This window comes from Streptomyces sp. NPDC107517 (genome assembly GCF_055582645.1).
Genome location: NZ_JBVJPM010000002.1, coordinates 543,772 through 558,663, shown reverse-complemented (window position 1 = coordinate 558,663; position 14,892 = coordinate 543,772). Strand labels below are relative to the sequence as shown.

Annotated in this window: 14 protein-coding genes; 7 read left to right on the top strand and 7 right to left on the bottom strand. The window is 72.2% G+C overall.

What is annotated here, in order from left to right; translation table 11 throughout:
• Positions 1 to 183 precede the first annotated feature (183 nt).
• A complete protein-coding gene (locus tag ACZ67T_RS06280) occupies positions 184 to 915 on the bottom strand; it encodes a VIT1/CCC1 transporter family protein (RefSeq protein ID WP_326713469.1) in 732 nt (243 codons plus the stop codon).
• A gap of 273 nt (positions 916 to 1,188) precedes the next feature.
• On the opposite strand from ACZ67T_RS06280, the gene ACZ67T_RS06275 reads away from it, so the two are divergent.
• From ACZ67T_RS06275 to ACZ67T_RS06245, 7 genes are all read left to right on the top strand, one after another.
• Positions 1,189 to 2,226 carry a LacI family DNA-binding transcriptional regulator gene (locus tag ACZ67T_RS06275; protein WP_469981833.1) on the top strand — a complete coding sequence of 346 codons (1,038 nt, stop codon included), beginning with the start codon at positions 1,189 to 1,191 and terminating at the stop codon, positions 2,224 to 2,226.
• Between the two features lie 34 nt (positions 2,227 to 2,260).
• Positions 2,261 to 3,370, top strand: a complete 1,110-nt coding sequence (locus tag ACZ67T_RS06270) for an ADP-ribosylglycohydrolase family protein (protein ID WP_469981831.1) — start codon at positions 2,261 to 2,263, stop codon at positions 3,368 to 3,370.
• A gap of 348 nt (positions 3,371 to 3,718) precedes the next feature.
• Positions 3,719 to 4,933, top strand: a complete 1,215-nt coding sequence (locus ACZ67T_RS06265; RefSeq protein ID WP_469981829.1) for an ADP-ribosylglycohydrolase family protein — start codon at positions 3,719 to 3,721, stop codon at positions 4,931 to 4,933.
• On the top strand, positions 4,930 to 6,138 hold the full coding sequence (locus ACZ67T_RS06260) for an ADP-ribosylglycohydrolase family protein (RefSeq protein WP_469981828.1): 1,209 nt from the start codon (positions 4,930 to 4,932) through the stop codon (positions 6,136 to 6,138). The genes ACZ67T_RS06265 and ACZ67T_RS06260 overlap by 4 nt, the downstream gene beginning before the upstream one ends.
• Complete coding sequence (locus tag ACZ67T_RS06255) at positions 6,138 to 7,553, top strand: ADP-ribosylglycohydrolase family protein (RefSeq protein WP_469981826.1); 1,416 nt, start codon at positions 6,138 to 6,140, stop codon at positions 7,551 to 7,553. The genes ACZ67T_RS06260 and ACZ67T_RS06255 overlap by 1 nt, the downstream gene beginning before the upstream one ends.
• A complete protein-coding gene (locus ACZ67T_RS06250) occupies positions 7,550 to 8,758 on the top strand; it encodes a CaiB/BaiF CoA transferase family protein (RefSeq protein ID WP_469981824.1) in 1,209 nt (402 codons plus the stop codon). Before ACZ67T_RS06255 ends, ACZ67T_RS06250 begins: the two co-directional genes overlap by 4 nt.
• Entirely contained in the window at positions 8,755 to 9,591 is an 837-nt protein-coding gene (locus ACZ67T_RS06245) for an HpcH/HpaI aldolase/citrate lyase family protein (RefSeq protein ID WP_469981822.1), read from the top strand. The genes ACZ67T_RS06250 and ACZ67T_RS06245 overlap by 4 nt, the downstream gene beginning before the upstream one ends.
• A gap of 74 nt (positions 9,592 to 9,665) precedes the next feature.
• On the opposite strand, the gene lgt is transcribed toward ACZ67T_RS06245, so the two are convergent.
• The 6 genes from lgt to trpC form a co-directional block, all read right to left on the bottom strand.
• A complete protein-coding gene (lgt, locus tag ACZ67T_RS06240; RefSeq protein WP_469981820.1) occupies positions 9,666 to 10,637 on the bottom strand; it encodes a prolipoprotein diacylglyceryl transferase in 972 nt (323 codons plus the stop codon).
• 89 nt (positions 10,638 to 10,726) lie between these two features.
• On the bottom strand, positions 10,727 to 11,506 hold the full coding sequence (locus tag ACZ67T_RS06235) for a DsbA family protein (protein WP_469981819.1): 780 nt from the start codon (positions 11,504 to 11,506) through the stop codon (positions 10,727 to 10,729).
• 93 nt (positions 11,507 to 11,599) lie between these two features.
• Positions 11,600 to 12,415 (bottom strand): tryptophan synthase subunit alpha, encoded by an 816-nt coding sequence (gene trpA / locus ACZ67T_RS06230; RefSeq protein WP_469981817.1) that lies wholly within the window; start codon positions 12,413 to 12,415, stop codon positions 11,600 to 11,602.
• Entirely contained in the window at positions 12,412 to 13,701 is a 1,290-nt protein-coding gene (gene trpB, locus ACZ67T_RS06225; protein WP_469981815.1) for a tryptophan synthase subunit beta, read from the bottom strand. The genes trpA and trpB overlap by 4 nt, the downstream gene beginning before the upstream one ends.
• Positions 13,702 to 13,838: 137 nt before the next feature.
• Complete coding sequence (gene trpM, locus ACZ67T_RS06220) at positions 13,839 to 13,985, bottom strand: tryptophan biosynthesis modulator TrpM (protein WP_199841672.1); 147 nt, start codon at positions 13,983 to 13,985, stop codon at positions 13,839 to 13,841.
• An 8-nt stretch (positions 13,986 to 13,993) separates the two neighbouring features.
• A complete protein-coding gene (gene trpC / locus ACZ67T_RS06215; RefSeq protein WP_376258609.1) occupies positions 13,994 to 14,803 on the bottom strand; it encodes an indole-3-glycerol phosphate synthase TrpC in 810 nt (269 codons plus the stop codon).
• Positions 14,804 to 14,892: the final 89 nt, after the last annotated feature.

Sequence of the window (14,892 nt, the reverse complement as noted above, 5' to 3'; positions counted from 1 at the left end):
GCTCCCATGGCGGAACGGCGACGTATCAAGGGGACCTTCACGGGCAGATCGATGTCCGCGGGTCCATGAGCGAGGCGGGCGTCATTGCCCGCAGCGCTTACGGCTCATGCCCCGCCGTTAAGCGATCGAAACCGCCGGGTAACGGCTACTTATACGGAGACCCGTATAGCCATCACCGGTTCGTCATCCTACGGCCGTACCGAACAGGTTGCCCAGGAGATACGTCACACCCGCCGCGGCACCACCGAGAGCCAACTGGCGCACCCCGCTGAACCACCAGGACCGCGCCGTCACCTTGGCCACGATCGCCCCACAGGCGAAGAGGCCGACGAGCGCGAGCAGGACCGCGGGCCACAGGGCGCTCGCGCCGAGCAGATAGGGCAGCAGCGGAAGCAGGGCGCCGAGCGCGAAGGACCCGAAGGAGGAGACGGCGGCGACGGTCGGCGACGGCAGGTCGCCCGGGTCGATGCCCAACTCCTCGCGCGCGTGGATCTCAAGAGCCTGCTCGGGGTCCTTCGAGAGCTGGCGCGCGACTTCGCGGGCGAGGTCGGGCTCCACGCCGCGCGACATGTAGAGGTCGGCGAGCTCCCGCTCCTCGTCCGCGGGGTGCTTCCTCAACTCCCGTCGCTCGACGTCCAGTTCGGCCTCGACCAGCTCGCGCTGGGAGGCGACGGAGGTGTACTCGCCGGCGGCCATGGAGAAGGCACCGGCGGCCAGGCCGGAGAGCCCGGTGATGATGATCGTCTGCTGTGACACGGCGCCGCCCGCGACACCGGTCATCAGGGCCAGGTTCGAGACGAGCCCGTCCATCGCGCCGAACACCGCGGGGCGCAGCCAGCCACCGTTGACATCGCGGTGCGTGTGGTTGTCGCGGTGCGCGTCGTGCAGCGTCGCTTCGGTCTCGATGATGGCCATGTCGCCCTGTGCTCCTCTCGTACGGAGCCGATGCCACGCGGCGTTCCCACGGGCCCGGACTCCCCCCTCAACACAGTCGAAAGTACGCACGGATCCGGGCCCCCGCCAGCAAGGAAGGCCGTACTTACCAGGGCTTTCGACCGCTTTGCCCACCCACTCGAACGGCCCTCACCGTCACCCGAGAGATGGATCACATGATCGGAGCGTTGACGGACGGGGGAAACATCGCCGCAACACCTGTAAACGTTTCCAGATGCGGTGAGGAGCGACCCCATGTCTCCGGTGCCGGGCGGCGGCCAGCCGACGATCGTGTCGATCGCGCGGCGCGCCGGGGTCTCCATCGCCTCGGTCTCCCGCGTCCTCAACGGCCTGGGCGCGCGGCGGGAGACCGTCGAACGGGTGGAACGCGCCGCCTCGGAGCTCGGCTACGTACCCAACGCCGTGGCCCGCTCCCTCAAGGACGGCAGGACCCGGCAACTCACGTTCGCGCTGCCGGACATCGGCGATCCGGCCTACGTGGCGATGGTCCGCGCCGTCCAGGGCGTCACCAAGGACCATGGCTACCGCCTGCTCCTGCACTCCACGGACGCGGTCGTCGACGACGAACTGGCCGTCCTGCGCAGCCTCGGCGACCGCACCAGCGACGGCCTGATCATCTGCCCCATCCGCATCACCGACGACCACATCGAGGCGCTGACCTGCGCGGCGGGCCCCGTCGTGGTCATGGGATCCCTGCCGTCCGGGGTGCCCGTGGACAGCGTCCGCGCCGACTCGGTGACGGGCGCGGCCCTGGCCGTACGCCATTTGCACGACACCGGCTGCCGCCGCATCGCGTTCATCAACGGCCCCTCCGACACGGTCCCGGGCCGCAACCGTGAGGAGGGCTACCGCGCGGCTCTCGCCGAGTGCGGACTCGTATACGACGACACGCTGGTCGTCGAGACCGGATGCGGCATCGAGGCGGGGGCCCTGGCTGCCGCGGAACTGCTCGCCCGGCGCCCCGACGCCGTCTTCTGCGCCAACGACCAGCTGGCGCTCGGCGCGGCCCGCGCCCTGCACTCGCGTGGCCTGCGCATACCGCAGGACGTAGCGGTCGCGGGGATGGACGACAGCGTGCTCGCCCAGTCGGTCTGGCCCCCGCTGACCAGCGTCGACCTGGGCTCGACAGAACGCGGGCGGCGCGCGGCCGAACTCCTGGTGGAACGCCTGGACGGCAGGGCCCCGACCCCCCGCGGCACCACGGCCACGGCCCCACCCCGCCTGGTGGTCCGCGCATCCACAGCACCGACCGAGAACACGAGGTCCACATGAGCGCCCACCGCACCTCGCAGAGCCCGAACACGCCATGAGCGTCAGCCTCGACCCCGACCCGTCGGCGGGCGCGGAAGGTCCGCGAAGGCTCGGCACGGTCCCGCACCGCCGGCCACCGGCCGCGATCTCCCTGCGGGACCGTGCCCGCGGAGCGCTGCTCGGCCTCGCGGTGGGCGACGCGCTCGGCGCGCCCGCGGAGAACATGAAGCCGTCGCAGATCCGCGAACGATGGGGCCGTATCGAGGGGTTCGTCTCGCCGGACCCGGCGGGCACGGACGACACCGAGTACGCGATCTTCTCCGGCCTCCTCCTGGCGGAGCACGGTTCGGCGCTCACCGTGGGACATGTCGAGGCGGCCTGGCACACATGGATCGCCGACCGCGACGAGGGCCCGTTCCGAGGCGCGGGCTTCAGCGAGAGAGGGACTCTGGAGAACCTGCGCCGCGGCCTGGCGGCACCCATCTCGGCGCAGCACCGCCACGCGTGGAGCGACGGACTGGCCATGCGGGCGGCCCCGTTCGGGGTGTACGCGGCGGGCCGCCCGGCGGAGGCGGCACGCCTCGTGGCCGTGGACGGCACGGTGTCGCACGACGGGGAGGGCATCCACGGAGGCCGGGCGGTGGCGGCCGGGGTCGCGGCGGCCATGGTGAGCCACAGCCCGGACACAGTCGTCCAGGCAGCCCTGTCCGTGGTCCCCGAGGACTCCTGGACAGCACGCTCCCTGCACCGCGCGGTGGCGGCGGCCCGCAGCGCCCGCCGCGACGCCGAGGGCACGCAACTCTCCATGGAACGAGAGGTACGCCGGGCCGTGGTGATCGGCGGCTACCCCTGGCCGGACCTGGCCCCGGAGGCGGTGGGCCTGGCCTTCGGAGCGTTCGCGGCGGCCCGTGGCGAGTTCCGGGAGTCGGTCCTGATGGCGGTGAACATGGGCCGCGACGCGGACACGACGGCCGCGGTGGCGGGCGCCCTGGCCGGCGCACTGCGCGGCGAACGAACGATCCCCGCCGACTGGGCGACGACCATCGGCCCGGTCCGGGGCAGCTGCCTCCCGTCGATGAAAGGACGTCACATCCTGGACATCGCCGCCACATTGACCCCCACGCCGCCCCTCCCACCCACACCCCCGAAGGGGGCCACACCGTGACCCCCACCCCCCAACACACACCCGCCCGCCCTCGCAGCCCACACAGAGCGGCCGACCCGCCCCTCCCACCCCCGAAGGGGGCAACACCCTGACCCCCGCACCCATCCACGTACAAGCGCAGATCGCCCCCGGCCCCCAAGGAGCCGCACCCGCGCCCGAACGGGAGGGGCCGGGCCGGTATGTCCGCCCGGAGCCGGCACACACCACTGACCCGCACGAAACCCAACGCCGAACCATCCAAGCGAGGACGGACATACCGGACCGGCCCCGCACCCCACACCGGCGCGAGCAGGAGCCCAGACCAAGCCGGCACCCGCCCCCTCCTCCCCCCAGAGAGGCCAGCACAGGATGACGCCACCAACCGTCACCACCCGCACAACCCCCCGCACCACCGAAACCCCCACCACCGGAACCCCCACCACCCCCCACCGCATCGAGGGCCTCCTGCTGGGCATCGCCGCGGGCGACGCCGCGGGCTGGCCCTCGGGCAGACACCGCGCGGCCCGCCTCCCCGACTGGACCCGCCGCCTGACCCGAGAACTGGACACGTTCGCGGAGCAGAACGCGACGACGACACTCCCCGTACCGATCGCGCTGAACCAGCCCCCGGAACCCCTGCGCCTGGGCCCGTCGGACGACGCGGAATGGGCGGCGTTCACAGCGGCGTCGATCCTGAACGCCACCGAGGCGGGAGCCGGAAGCACGAACGTCCTCCGGGACGAACACGTACGCACGGCGCTGGCCCTCGCCTGGAACACCCTCGCCGCCGAGGTGGCCGAAGCGACGGCCCGGGCGGACGAGATCGAGTCGGCGCGCATGCCGATGCGGGCACGCATCTCCGTAAGAGCGGGCCTCGGCAACCTGGCGGCGGGCCTGAGCCCCCCGGCCACAGGACACGACAACCCGCACTACTTCGACGACGCGGCCTGTGTACGCGCGGCGGTACTGGCTTCCGTCCACCCGGGCGACCCCGAACCGGCCGCGGAACTGGCGGAGTTCGACGCCCGCTACACCCAGGACGGCGACGGAGTCCACGGCGCGCGAGCGATGGCGGCAGCCGTAGCGGCAGCGCTGGGCGGCGCCCCGGTCGACTCCTGCGTGGACGCGGCGCTGGCCCAGCTGCCCGAGGGGACCGAGATCCGCCGCAACGCCCTGCACGCGGTCGACCTCGCGCGAAGGTCGGCAGCGGCCCGCCCAGGCCTGCCGGGAAACGCGTTCGCGCTGGTCCCGATCCTGGAGCACGAGATCGTCGACCACGTCTACAGCTACGGCATCGCGGCAGCGGAAACGGTCCCGGTGGCCCTGGCCGTGGCGACCGCGGCCGGCGGCGACGTGACGGAGGCGGTGCCCACGGCGGCGTGCCTCTCGCGGGTGGCGGACTCGGCGCCGGCGCTGGCGGGCGCGCTGACGGGCGCGATCGGCGGAGCCGACACGCTCCCGGCGAGCTGGCGGGACGCCTGCCGCAGGCTCGCGGGCTGCGCGCTGCCGCGCCTGGCAGGAACGGACCTCGTAGCCATCGCAGCAGACCTGACCCGGGCAACCACACCGAAAGGCGCCCAATGACAACCCCCACAACAGCCCGCACCCACACCCCAACCCCAGCCTCGACCTCGACCACCTTCTCCCTGGAGGACCGCACCACAGGAGCCCTCGTGGGCGCGGCGGTGGGCGACGCGCTGGGCGGCCCCGTGGAGGGCTGGACGCCGGAGGCAATCGCGGAGCGCCACGGCGGCCGGGTCCGCGGCATCGTGGAGCCGTTCCACAGGGACGACTGGCGAACGGCGCGCCCGATCGCCCCGTACCACAAGGGTGACGGTCACGTCACGGACGACACCTTGATGACGCACGCGCTGATCAGGGTCTACGAGAACGTACGGGACCACCTGGACGCGTACGCGGTCGCGGACCACCTCGTCCCCGACCTGATCACCAACACGCGCTGGATCCCGGAGCTGGAGGCGGAGGCGCTCCCGCTGCAACGGATCTTCCTGGCGGAGAAGTGGATCGTGGCGCGTATCCACTACGGCCATGTCGACCCGCGCGAGGCGGGCGTGGGCAACATCGTGAACTGCGGCGCGGCGATGTACATGGCTCCGGTCGGAGCGGTGAACGCGGGCAACCCGGCCAAGGCGTACGAGGAGGCGCTGGACGTGGCGGGCGCGCACCAGTCGTCGTACGGCAAGGAGGCGGCGGGCGTCTTCGCGGCAGCGGTGGCCGCGGCGTTCAGGCCGGGCGCGACGCCGGAGTCGGTGGTGGAGGAGGCGCTGGCGCTCGCGAAGGACGGCACGAGGTCGGCGATCGAAGCGGTGTGCGAAGTGGCGCGCGACCACACGGACTTCGAGGACGCGCTGGGGCCGCTGCGGAAGGCGGTCACACCCTTCGACACGGTCGGCCCGGAGTACCGCAGGCCGTCGCTCGGGGCGCGCCGCCCGTCCCGCCTCCACGCGATCGAGGAGCTCCCGATCGCGCTCGGGATGCTCCTGGTCGGCCGGGGCGACTTCCGGCAGACGGTTCTCGGCTCGGTCAACTACGGCCGGGACTGCGACTCGATCGCGACGATGAGCGGAGCGATCGTGGGCGCGCTGTACGGGGAGCCGGCGGTGCCGCGCGAGTGGAGCGGGGAGGTGGCCCGCGCGAGCAGGCTCGACCTGCACACGCCGGCGTCCTCACTGGCCCGGGTCACGCGTGAGGTCTTCGCCAAGGACACGGCCCGCCGCCGGTCCCACGAGGCGGCGTTCGCAGAACTCACCGCCACCGCGGGGTCGTGATGCTGCGCCTCACCTGGGTCCAGCCCGAGGACCTGCTCGGCCACGAGCTGCGCCAGGCGGCACAGGAGGGCCGGAACGCAAGCGGGGTGGAGCGCCGCTGGCGCGAGGCGGGCGGCCTCCCGCCCCCCGAGCGCGCGGGCGCCTCACCGCCGCCCCAGGACCCGAAGCTACGATCCCTGGCACAGCAGCTCCTGGACGAACTGGCCGCGACGCAGAGCCCGTTGAGGGAACTTGAGCCGACGTCCTTGCCGGAAATCAAACAGCTGACCCCCCAGCCGGCCCGCCCGGCGCCCGAGGACGAGGAACGCGGGGGCCTGGGGGCAGGGCCCCCGGAAAACCGCGGAACGCACAGCCTGCACGCGTCCTGGCTGGGCAGAGCCGTCGGCTGCCTCCTCGGCAAACCCGTCGAGAAACTCCCCCTGCGCGGCATCCGGGCGATCGCGAGATCCACGTCCAACTGGCCCCTGAACACCTGGTTCACGCACCGGAACCTCCCCCAGGACGTGGCACAGCGCTACCCCTGGAATCGCCGCTCCCGCCTCACCTCCCTCGCCGAGAACATCGACGGCATGCCCGAGGACGACGACCTCAACTACCCGCTCCTCGGCCTGCTCCTGCTGCAGCGCCACGGCGCCGGCTTCACCACCGCGGACGTGGCGCGGCTCTGGCTGGACGAGTTGCCGGCGGGCCGCACGTTCACCGCGGAGCGCGTCGCGTACCGCAATCTCCTGGACGGCGTCGAACCCCCGGACACGGCCGTGCATCACAATCCGTTCCGGGAGTGGATCGGCGCCCAGATCCGCGCGGACATCTTCGGCTGGACGAACCCGGGCGACCCCGCCCGAGCGGCCGAACTGGCCTACAGGGACGCGACGTTGACGCACACGGCGAACGGCGTCTACGGCGAGATGTTCGTAGCGGCGGCGATCGCCCACGCATCGGCACCTTCAGGCACGGCCCCCACCGTCCGAACGACCCTCGACGCAGCCCTCCGCGTCATCCCACCCGACTCCCGCTACGCCCGGGCGATCCGCTTCGGCATCGAGACGGCCCGCGCCGAGCCCACCGGCACCCCGGCGGGCTTCGCGTCAGTCGTCGACACGCTCCACGCCCATTACGCCCACGACCACCACTGGGTGCACGTCCTGCCCAACGCGGCGCTGCTCGCCGCCGCGCTCACGCACGCCGACGGCGACTTCACGGGGTCCATCTGCCGTGCGGTGTCGGGTGGTTGGGACACCGACTCCAACGGCGCGACGGCCGGTTCGATCGCCGGACTCCTCGCCGGCTCCCCCGACGCGATCGACGACCGCTGGACCGCTCCGCTCAAGAACCGTCTGTCGACCTCGGTCGCCGACTTCGACGGGATCGGCTTCGACGAACTGGCCAGGCTCACTCTGGAGGCCCGCACATGAAACCCGCCACGCCCGACACCCCCGCCCCCCTGCACGGCCTACGCGTACTCGACCTCGCCACCCTCTTCGCCGGCCCCCTCGCCGCCACGATGCTGGGCGACTTCGGCGCCGACGTGATCAAGGTCGAGCATCCCCGTAAACCGGACCCGTCCCGAGGCCACGGCCCGTCGAAGGACGGCGTCGGCCTGTGGTGGAAGCTCCTCGGCCGCAACAAGCGGAACATCACACTCGACCTCTCCACGCGGGGCGGGCGCGAGGTCCTCCTCAAGCTGGTAGCGGACGCCGACGTCCTGATCGAGAACTTCCGCCCCGGCACCCTGGAGAAGTGGAACCTCGGCTGGGAGGAGCTGAGCGCCGCCAATCCGCGCCTGGTGCTCACCCGCGTCACCGCCTTCGGCCAGTTCGGACCGTACTCGCGCCGCCCCGGCTTCGGCACGCTCGCCGAGGCGATGAGCGGTTTCGCGGCGCTCACGGGCGAGCCCGACGGCCCTCCGACGCTTCCCCCGTTCGGCCTCGCGGACTCGATCGCCGCGCTCTCCACGTCGTACGCGGTGATGGCCGCGCTCCAGGGCCGCGAGCGGACGGGCCGGGGCCAGGTCGTCGACATGGCGATCATCGAGCCGATGCTGACGGTCCTCGGCCCGCAGCCCATCTGGTACGACCAGCTCGGCTACGTCCAGCCGCGCACGGGGAACCGCTCCACGAACAACGCCCCCCGCAACACCTACCGCACGAGCGACGACAAGTGGGTGGCGGTCTCCACGTCCGCCCAGTCGATCGCCGAGCGCGTGATGCGCCTGGTCGGCCGCCCCGAGCTGATCGACGAGCCGTGGTTCGAGACGGGATCGGGCCGTGCGGGGCACGCCGCAGAACTCGACGCGGCGGTCGGTTCATGGATCGCCCGGCACTCGCGGGACGACGTCCTCGCCGCCTTCGAGAAGGCGGAGGCCGCCATCGCCCCCGTCTTCGACATCCACGACGTGATGGAGGACGAGCAGTACCAGGCGCTCGGATCGGTCACCGAGGTACCCGACCCCGAGCTGGGTACGGTCAGGATGCAGAACGTGCTGTTCCGCCTCTCCGAGACCCCCGGCGCGATCAGGTGGGCCGGCCGCCCGCACGGCGCCGACACGGACGAGATCCTCACGGGCCTCGGTCTCTCCCCCTCGGAGATCACCACCCTCCGCGAGGCGGGCGCGCTGTGACCGCCCAGTCCTACGAGACATTCCTGACCTGGCTCTACGCCCCGGGCGACCGGCCGGAGGTCGTGGCGAAGGCGCTCGACTCGGGCGCCGACGTGGTCCTGATCGACCTGGAGGACGCGGTCGCCCCCGACCGCAAGACGTACGCCCTCGACGCGACCGCCGAGCTCCTCGCCGAGAAGCACCCGGTGCCGGTGCATGTGAGGGTGAACGCCCTCGACTCGCCGCGCGCCGAGTCCGAGGTCAGACGCCTCACCCCGCTCCCCGGACTCGGCGCCCTGCGCCTCCCCAAGGTCCACGGCCCCGCCGACCTGGACCGCGTGTCGGACTGGTCGGTCGAGGTGCCGCCCCTGTACGCCCTCCTGGAGTCGGCGCTCGGCGTCGAGCACGCGTACGAGATCGCCCGGCATCCCGGCGTACGCGGCATCGCGCTGGGCGAGTCGGATCTGCGGGCGGAGCTCGGCGTGACCAACGGCGAAGGTCTGGCGTGGCCACGGGGACGGGCGGTGGTCGCCGCGCGCGCCGCGGCGCTGCCCCCGCCGCCGCAGTCCGTCTATCCCGACATCCGCGACACGGTGGGCCTGGCCCGCTCCTGCTCGCAGGGCCGGGCGCTCGGGTTCTTCGGCCGCATGGCGATCCACCCCCGCCAGCTTCCCGTCATCGAGGCGACGTTCCTGCCGACGGCGGCGGAGGTCGACGCGGCGTCGGAGGTGGTCGGCGCCGCCTCCACGGAGGCGGGGGCCCTGGCCCTGCCCGACGGCCGCTTCGTCGACGCGGCGATCGTCTCGGACGCGCGCCGGGTCCTTGCGCTGGCGTCGCGCCGCCGCGGGGGCTGACCGGGACAGAGCGACGGGGGCGCCGGATCGATGCGATCCGGCGCCCCCGTCGACGTACGGGCGGTGAGGCTCAGCTAGCTCTTCCCGGCCTTGGTCGCCCCTGACTCGCCGTTGGCCTCGTCCTTGCCGGACTGCTCCCCGGCCTCGTCCTCGGACACGGCCGGCTCCTTGGACTCGACCCCGGCCTCGTCGTCGGCCTTGTCCTTGGGATCGGCATCGCCATCGTCACCGGCGCCCGGCTCCACGACCGCCTCGCGCCCAGGGCGCATCTTCGCCGAGATCACGATGTAGATCACCGCGAGCAGGAAGACACCCATCGCGGTCCAGTCGTTGAGCCGCATGCCGAGGATGTGGTGCGCGTCGTCGACGCGCATGTACTCGATCCAGAAGCGGCCCACGCAGTACGCGGCGACGTAGAGCGCGAAGGCGCGCCCGTGGCCGAGCTTGAAGCGGCGGTCCGCCCAGATGACGAGCAGCGCGACACCGATGCACCACAGGGACTCGTACAGGAAGGTCGGGTGGTACGTGCCCGGCACGCGCCCGTCCGCCGACGACGTGATCTTCAGGGCCCACGGCAGGTCGGTGGGCCTGCCGTACAGCTCCTGGTTGAACCAGTTGCCCCAGCGGCCGATGGCCTGCGCGATGGCGATGCCGGGAGCGATGGCGTCGGCGTAGGCCGGGAGCGGGATGCCGCGCCGACGGCACCCGATCCACGCACCCACCGCGCCGAGCGCGATGGCTCCCCAGATCCCGAGGCCGCCCTCCCAGATCTTGAAGGCGTCCACCCAGTCACGGCCCTCGCTGAAGTACAGCTCGTAGTCCGTGATCACGTGGTAGAGCCGGCCGCCGACGAGGCCGAACGGCACGGCCCAGACCGCGATGTCGGCCACGGTGCCGGACCGCCCGCCGCGGGCGATCCAGCGCTTGTTGCCGAGCCAGACGGCCACGAAGACGCCGATAATGATACAGAACGCGTAGCCGCGCAGCGGAATGAATCCGAGATGGAACACTCCGTGTGACGGGCTGGGGATGTAGGCAAGAGTCATGGCGATGTCGACGCTACCGTGCCGGGCCGTGGCGGCGGCAATCAGCCCGGCTACGGGTCCATAACGAGACCCCGCGTCTCCTGCTGCTCCTACGACTTGTCGGCCGCCTGCACCATCTGCTTCAGCTTCGCCGGGGTCAGCGGGTTGGCCTGGTCGCCGAACACGTTCTTCCCGTTCAGGAGCACGGTCGGCGTGCCCTGGAAACCGCCGGCCTGGAACGCCTGGTCCGACTTCTTGACCCAGCTGTCATGGCTGCCGTCGTCGACACACTTCTTGAAGTCCGGCGTCACGAGGCCGCCGACCTTGCCGGCGAGCTCGATCAGCTTGCCGTTGTCCGCGAAGGCGTCCTCGGTCTCCGACGGCTGGTTCTCGTAGAGGACGTCGTGGTACGGGGAGAACTTCCCGGCGTCCTGGGCGCACGCCGCCGCGTTCGCCGCGCGCAGGGAGCCGGTGCCGCCCATGTTCTTGTCGATGAGTGTGGCCAGGTGGTACTCGACCTTGAGCTGCCCGGAGCCGGTCAGCTCGTGGATCGTCGTGCGGTAGGCGTCCTCGAAGGCCTTGCACGCCGGGCAGCGGAAGTCCTCCCACACCGTGAGCGTCGACTTCGCGCTGTCCTTGCCGACCGGGATCGCGAGGCTGTCCTTGCCGACCGCGCCCTGGGGGGCCACGACGGGACCCGAGGCGTCGCTCTTGTCGTCGCCGGAATTCGCCGCGATCACCCCGATCACGGCGGCCAGCGCGAGGACGCCCACGACGGCGCCCCCCACGATCAGGCCCCTTCGGCGCCTGTCCTTGGCTCTCTGCTTCTCGCGCTCCTCCGCCAGCCGGTCACGGGCGGTGCGCTTTCCGTCACGGTTCTTCTCGCTCACACCCGCCAAACGAACCGGGGAGGCACCAGCGTGCCTCCCCGGCCCCAGGTCCACCCATACGGGCTACAACGCGATGGGGGACGACGCGACGGGTCACGCCGTGGCGCGCACCCCGTCCGCGAGGTCCGCCGCGAGCGCCCGCACGGCGGCGAGGCCGGCGGCCTCGTCGTCGGCGTCGAGCATCAGCTTCACGAACGCCGAGCCCACGATGACCCCGTCGGCGAACCCGGCGACCTCGGCCGCCTGCTTCGCGTTCGAGACGCCGAGGCCGACGCAGACCGGCAGGTCGGTGGTGGCCTTGGTGCGGCGCACGAGGTCCTGGGCCTGGTTGCCGACGGACTCGCGGGTGCCGGTGACACCCATCAAGGAGGCGGCGTACACGAAGCCGGAGCCCGCGGCGGTGATCGTCGCGAGGCGCTCGTCCTTGCTGCTGGGGGCGACGACGAAGACGGTCCCGAGACCGTGCTTGTCCGCGTGCTCCCTCCAGGTCCCCGACTCCTGGACGGGCAGGTCGGGCAGGATGCAGCCCGCGCCGCCCGCCTCGGCCAGCTCGGCGGTGAACCGCTCGATGCCGTACCGGTCGATGGGGTTCCAGTACGTCATGACGAGGACCGGCTTGCCGGTCGCCTCGTGGGCCTCGCGGACCGTGCGCATCACGTCGGCGATCCGGACGCCGCCGCGCAGCGCGATGTCGTCCGCGGTCTGGATGACGGGACCGTCGAGGACCGGGTCGCTGTGCGGCAGCCCGACCTCCACGACGTCGGCGCCGCCGTCGAAGACGGCCTTGATGGCCTCGATGCCGCCGTCCACGGTCGGGAACCCGGCCGGGAGGTAGGCGATGAGGGCGGAGCGGCCCTCGGCGCGCGCGGCCGCGAGGGTGTCGTTCAACAGCTGGATGTTGCCGCTCACTTGGCGTCTCCCTCGATCTCCGCGCCGGTCCCGGCCGCGTCCGCCGCGACGGCGGCATCGGTGTCGTACAGGCCGAAGTAGCGGGCGGCCGTGTCCATGTCCTTGTCACCGCGCCCGGACAGGTTGACGATCACCAGTCCGTCCCTGCCGAGCTCCTTGCCGACCTCGATGGCGCCGGCGAGCGCGTGGGCGCTCTCGATGGCCGGGATGATGCCCTCGGTGCGCGAGAGCAGGCGCAGGGCCTGCATGGCGGCGTCGTCGGTGACCGCGCGGTACTCGCCGCGGCCGCTGTCCTTGAGGAAGGCGTGCTCGGGGCCGATGCCCGGGTAGTCGAGGCCCGCCGAGATCGAGTACGGCTCGGTGATCTGGCCCTCGTCGTCCTGGAGGACGTACGACCGTGAGCCGTGCAGGATGCCGGGCTCGCCCGCGCTCAGCGTCGCGGCGTGCTCGCCGGTCTCGATGCCGTGGCCGGCCGGCTCACAGCCGATGAGGCGGACGTCGGCGTCCGGGATGAAGGCGTGGAACAGGCCGATGGCGTTGGAGCCGCCGCCGACACAGGCGATGGCCGCGTCGGGCAGGCGTCCGGCGCGCTCCAGGATCTGGCGGCGGGCCTCGACGCCGATGACGCGGTGGAAGTCGCGGACCATCGCCGGGAAGGGGTGGGGTCCCGCCACGGTCCCGAACAGGTAGTGCGTGCGGTCGACATTGGCGACCCAGTCGCGGAACGCCTCGTTGATGGCGTCCTTGAGGGTGCGGCTGCCGGACTTCACGGCGACGACCTCGGCGCCGAGCATCCGCATGCGCGCCACGTTGAGCGCCTGGCGCTCGGTGTCGATCTCGCCCATGTAGATGGTGCACTCGAGGCCGAAGAGCGCGCAGGCGGTGGCGGTCGCCACGCCGTGCTGGCCCGCGCCGGTCTCGGCGATGACGCGGGTCTTGCCCATGCGCTTGGTGAGGAGCGCCTGGCCGAGCACGTTGTTGATCTTGTGCGAGCCGGTGTGGTTGAGGTCCTCGCGCTTGAGGAACATCCGGACGCCGCCGGCGTGCTCGGCGAACCGGGGCACCTCGGTCAGGGAGCTGGGCCGTCCCGTGTAGTTGACGAGCAGGTCGTCGAGCTCGGCGGCGAAGGCCGGGTCGTTCTTGGCCTTGTCGTACTCGACGGCGACCTCGTCGACGGCGGCGACGAGCGCCTCCGGGATGAACTTGCCGCCGAACGCGCCGAAGTACCCCTCGGCGGTGGGGACTTGACCTTCGGGGTCGGGAATGAAGAACTCGCTGCTGGACATGGGTGACCTGTCTGTCTGGGTCTGACGAGTTGGGTGGGGCACTGCCCCCCGCCCGTTGTGGGCAGGCGTCCCGCACGGCGGGACGGACGGGCACAACCCCCGGTGCCGGGAGCCGGCGTCGGGGGCCTCGGTGGGCGCTAGTCGCGCCCGCACCATCGCATCCCGTTGACCTGACCCGGCTCGTCGCCGATGACATAGCGCACCCGGCGCCCGTGCACACGCCGCGCCGGCGCCCGGCAGCCGCGGGGGCGGCAGCCGGGTGCGAGGCGGGCGGCGATGGGCATCGGGGAGGTCAGCTCCTGCCGTGACGCAGCGCCGGGTGGGCGCCCGCGGCAACGAGGTCGGAGACCGCGGTGCGCGGGTCACGGCCGGTCACCAGGGACTCGCCCACGAGGACGGCGTCGGCGCCCGCGTTGGCGTACGCGATGAGGTCGTGCGGGCCGCGCACGCCCGACTCGGCGATCTTGACGATGTGGTCGGGGATCTCCGGGGCGACCTGCTGGAACGTGTCGCGGTCGACCTTGAGCGTCTTGAGGTTGCGCGCGTTCACGCCGATGATGCGGGCGCCCGCGTCCACGGCGCGCTCGACCTCGTCCTCGTCGTGCACCTCGACGAGCGGCGTGAGCCCGATGGACTCCGCGCGCTCGATGAGCGATTCGAGGGCGGGCTGCTCCAGGGCGGCCACGATCAGCAGCGCGAGGTCGGCGCCGTACGCCCTGGCCTCCCACAGCTGGTACGAGGTGACGATGAAGTCCTTGCGCAGGATCGGGATGTCGACCTTGGCGCGCACGGCCTCCAGGTCGGCGAGCGAACCGCCGAAGCGGCGCTGCTCGGTCAGTACGGAGATGACGGCGGCGCCGCCCGCCTCGTAGTCGGCGGCGAGGCCGGCCGGGTCCGCGATCGCCGCGAGCGCGCCCTTGGACGGGCTCGAGCGCTTGACCTCGCAGATCACCTTGACGCCGTCGCCACGCAGGGCGGCCACTCCGTCCTTGGCGGCGGGTGCCTTGGCCGCGCGCTCCTTGAGCTCGTCGAGGCTGACGTGCGCCTGCCGCTCCGCGAGGTCGGCACGGACTCCGTCGATGATCTCGTCGAGCACACTCACGCGAGCGGCCCCCTTCCTGACGGTGGAGCGGTGGAAGCTGATTGCCCAGAGAGCAATCCACTGTTGACAGCGATGATATCCGGAGGAGG

Coding starts and splice junctions, on each gene's coding strand:
- ACZ67T_RS06280 (WP_326713469.1), bottom strand. CDS start 915: ATGGCCATCATCGAGACCGAAGCGACGCTGCACGACGCGCACCGCGAC.
- ACZ67T_RS06275 (WP_469981833.1), top strand. CDS start 1,189: ATGTCTCCGGTGCCGGGCGGCGGCCAGCCGACGATCGTGTCGATCGCG.
- ACZ67T_RS06270 (WP_469981831.1), top strand. CDS start 2,261: ATGAGCGTCAGCCTCGACCCCGACCCGTCGGCGGGCGCGGAAGGTCCG.
- ACZ67T_RS06265 (WP_469981829.1), top strand. CDS start 3,719: ATGACGCCACCAACCGTCACCACCCGCACAACCCCCCGCACCACCGAA.
- ACZ67T_RS06260 (WP_469981828.1), top strand. CDS start 4,930: ATGACAACCCCCACAACAGCCCGCACCCACACCCCAACCCCAGCCTCG.
- ACZ67T_RS06255 (WP_469981826.1), top strand. CDS start 6,138: ATGCTGCGCCTCACCTGGGTCCAGCCCGAGGACCTGCTCGGCCACGAG.
- ACZ67T_RS06250 (WP_469981824.1), top strand. CDS start 7,550: ATGAAACCCGCCACGCCCGACACCCCCGCCCCCCTGCACGGCCTACGC.
- lgt (WP_469981820.1), bottom strand. CDS start 10,637: ATGACTCTTGCCTACATCCCCAGCCCGTCACACGGAGTGTTCCATCTC.
- trpB (WP_469981815.1), bottom strand. CDS start 13,701: ATGTCCAGCAGCGAGTTCTTCATTCCCGACCCCGAAGGTCAAGTCCCC.
- trpM (WP_199841672.1), bottom strand. CDS start 13,985: ATGCCCATCGCCGCCCGCCTCGCACCCGGCTGCCGCCCCCGCGGCTGC.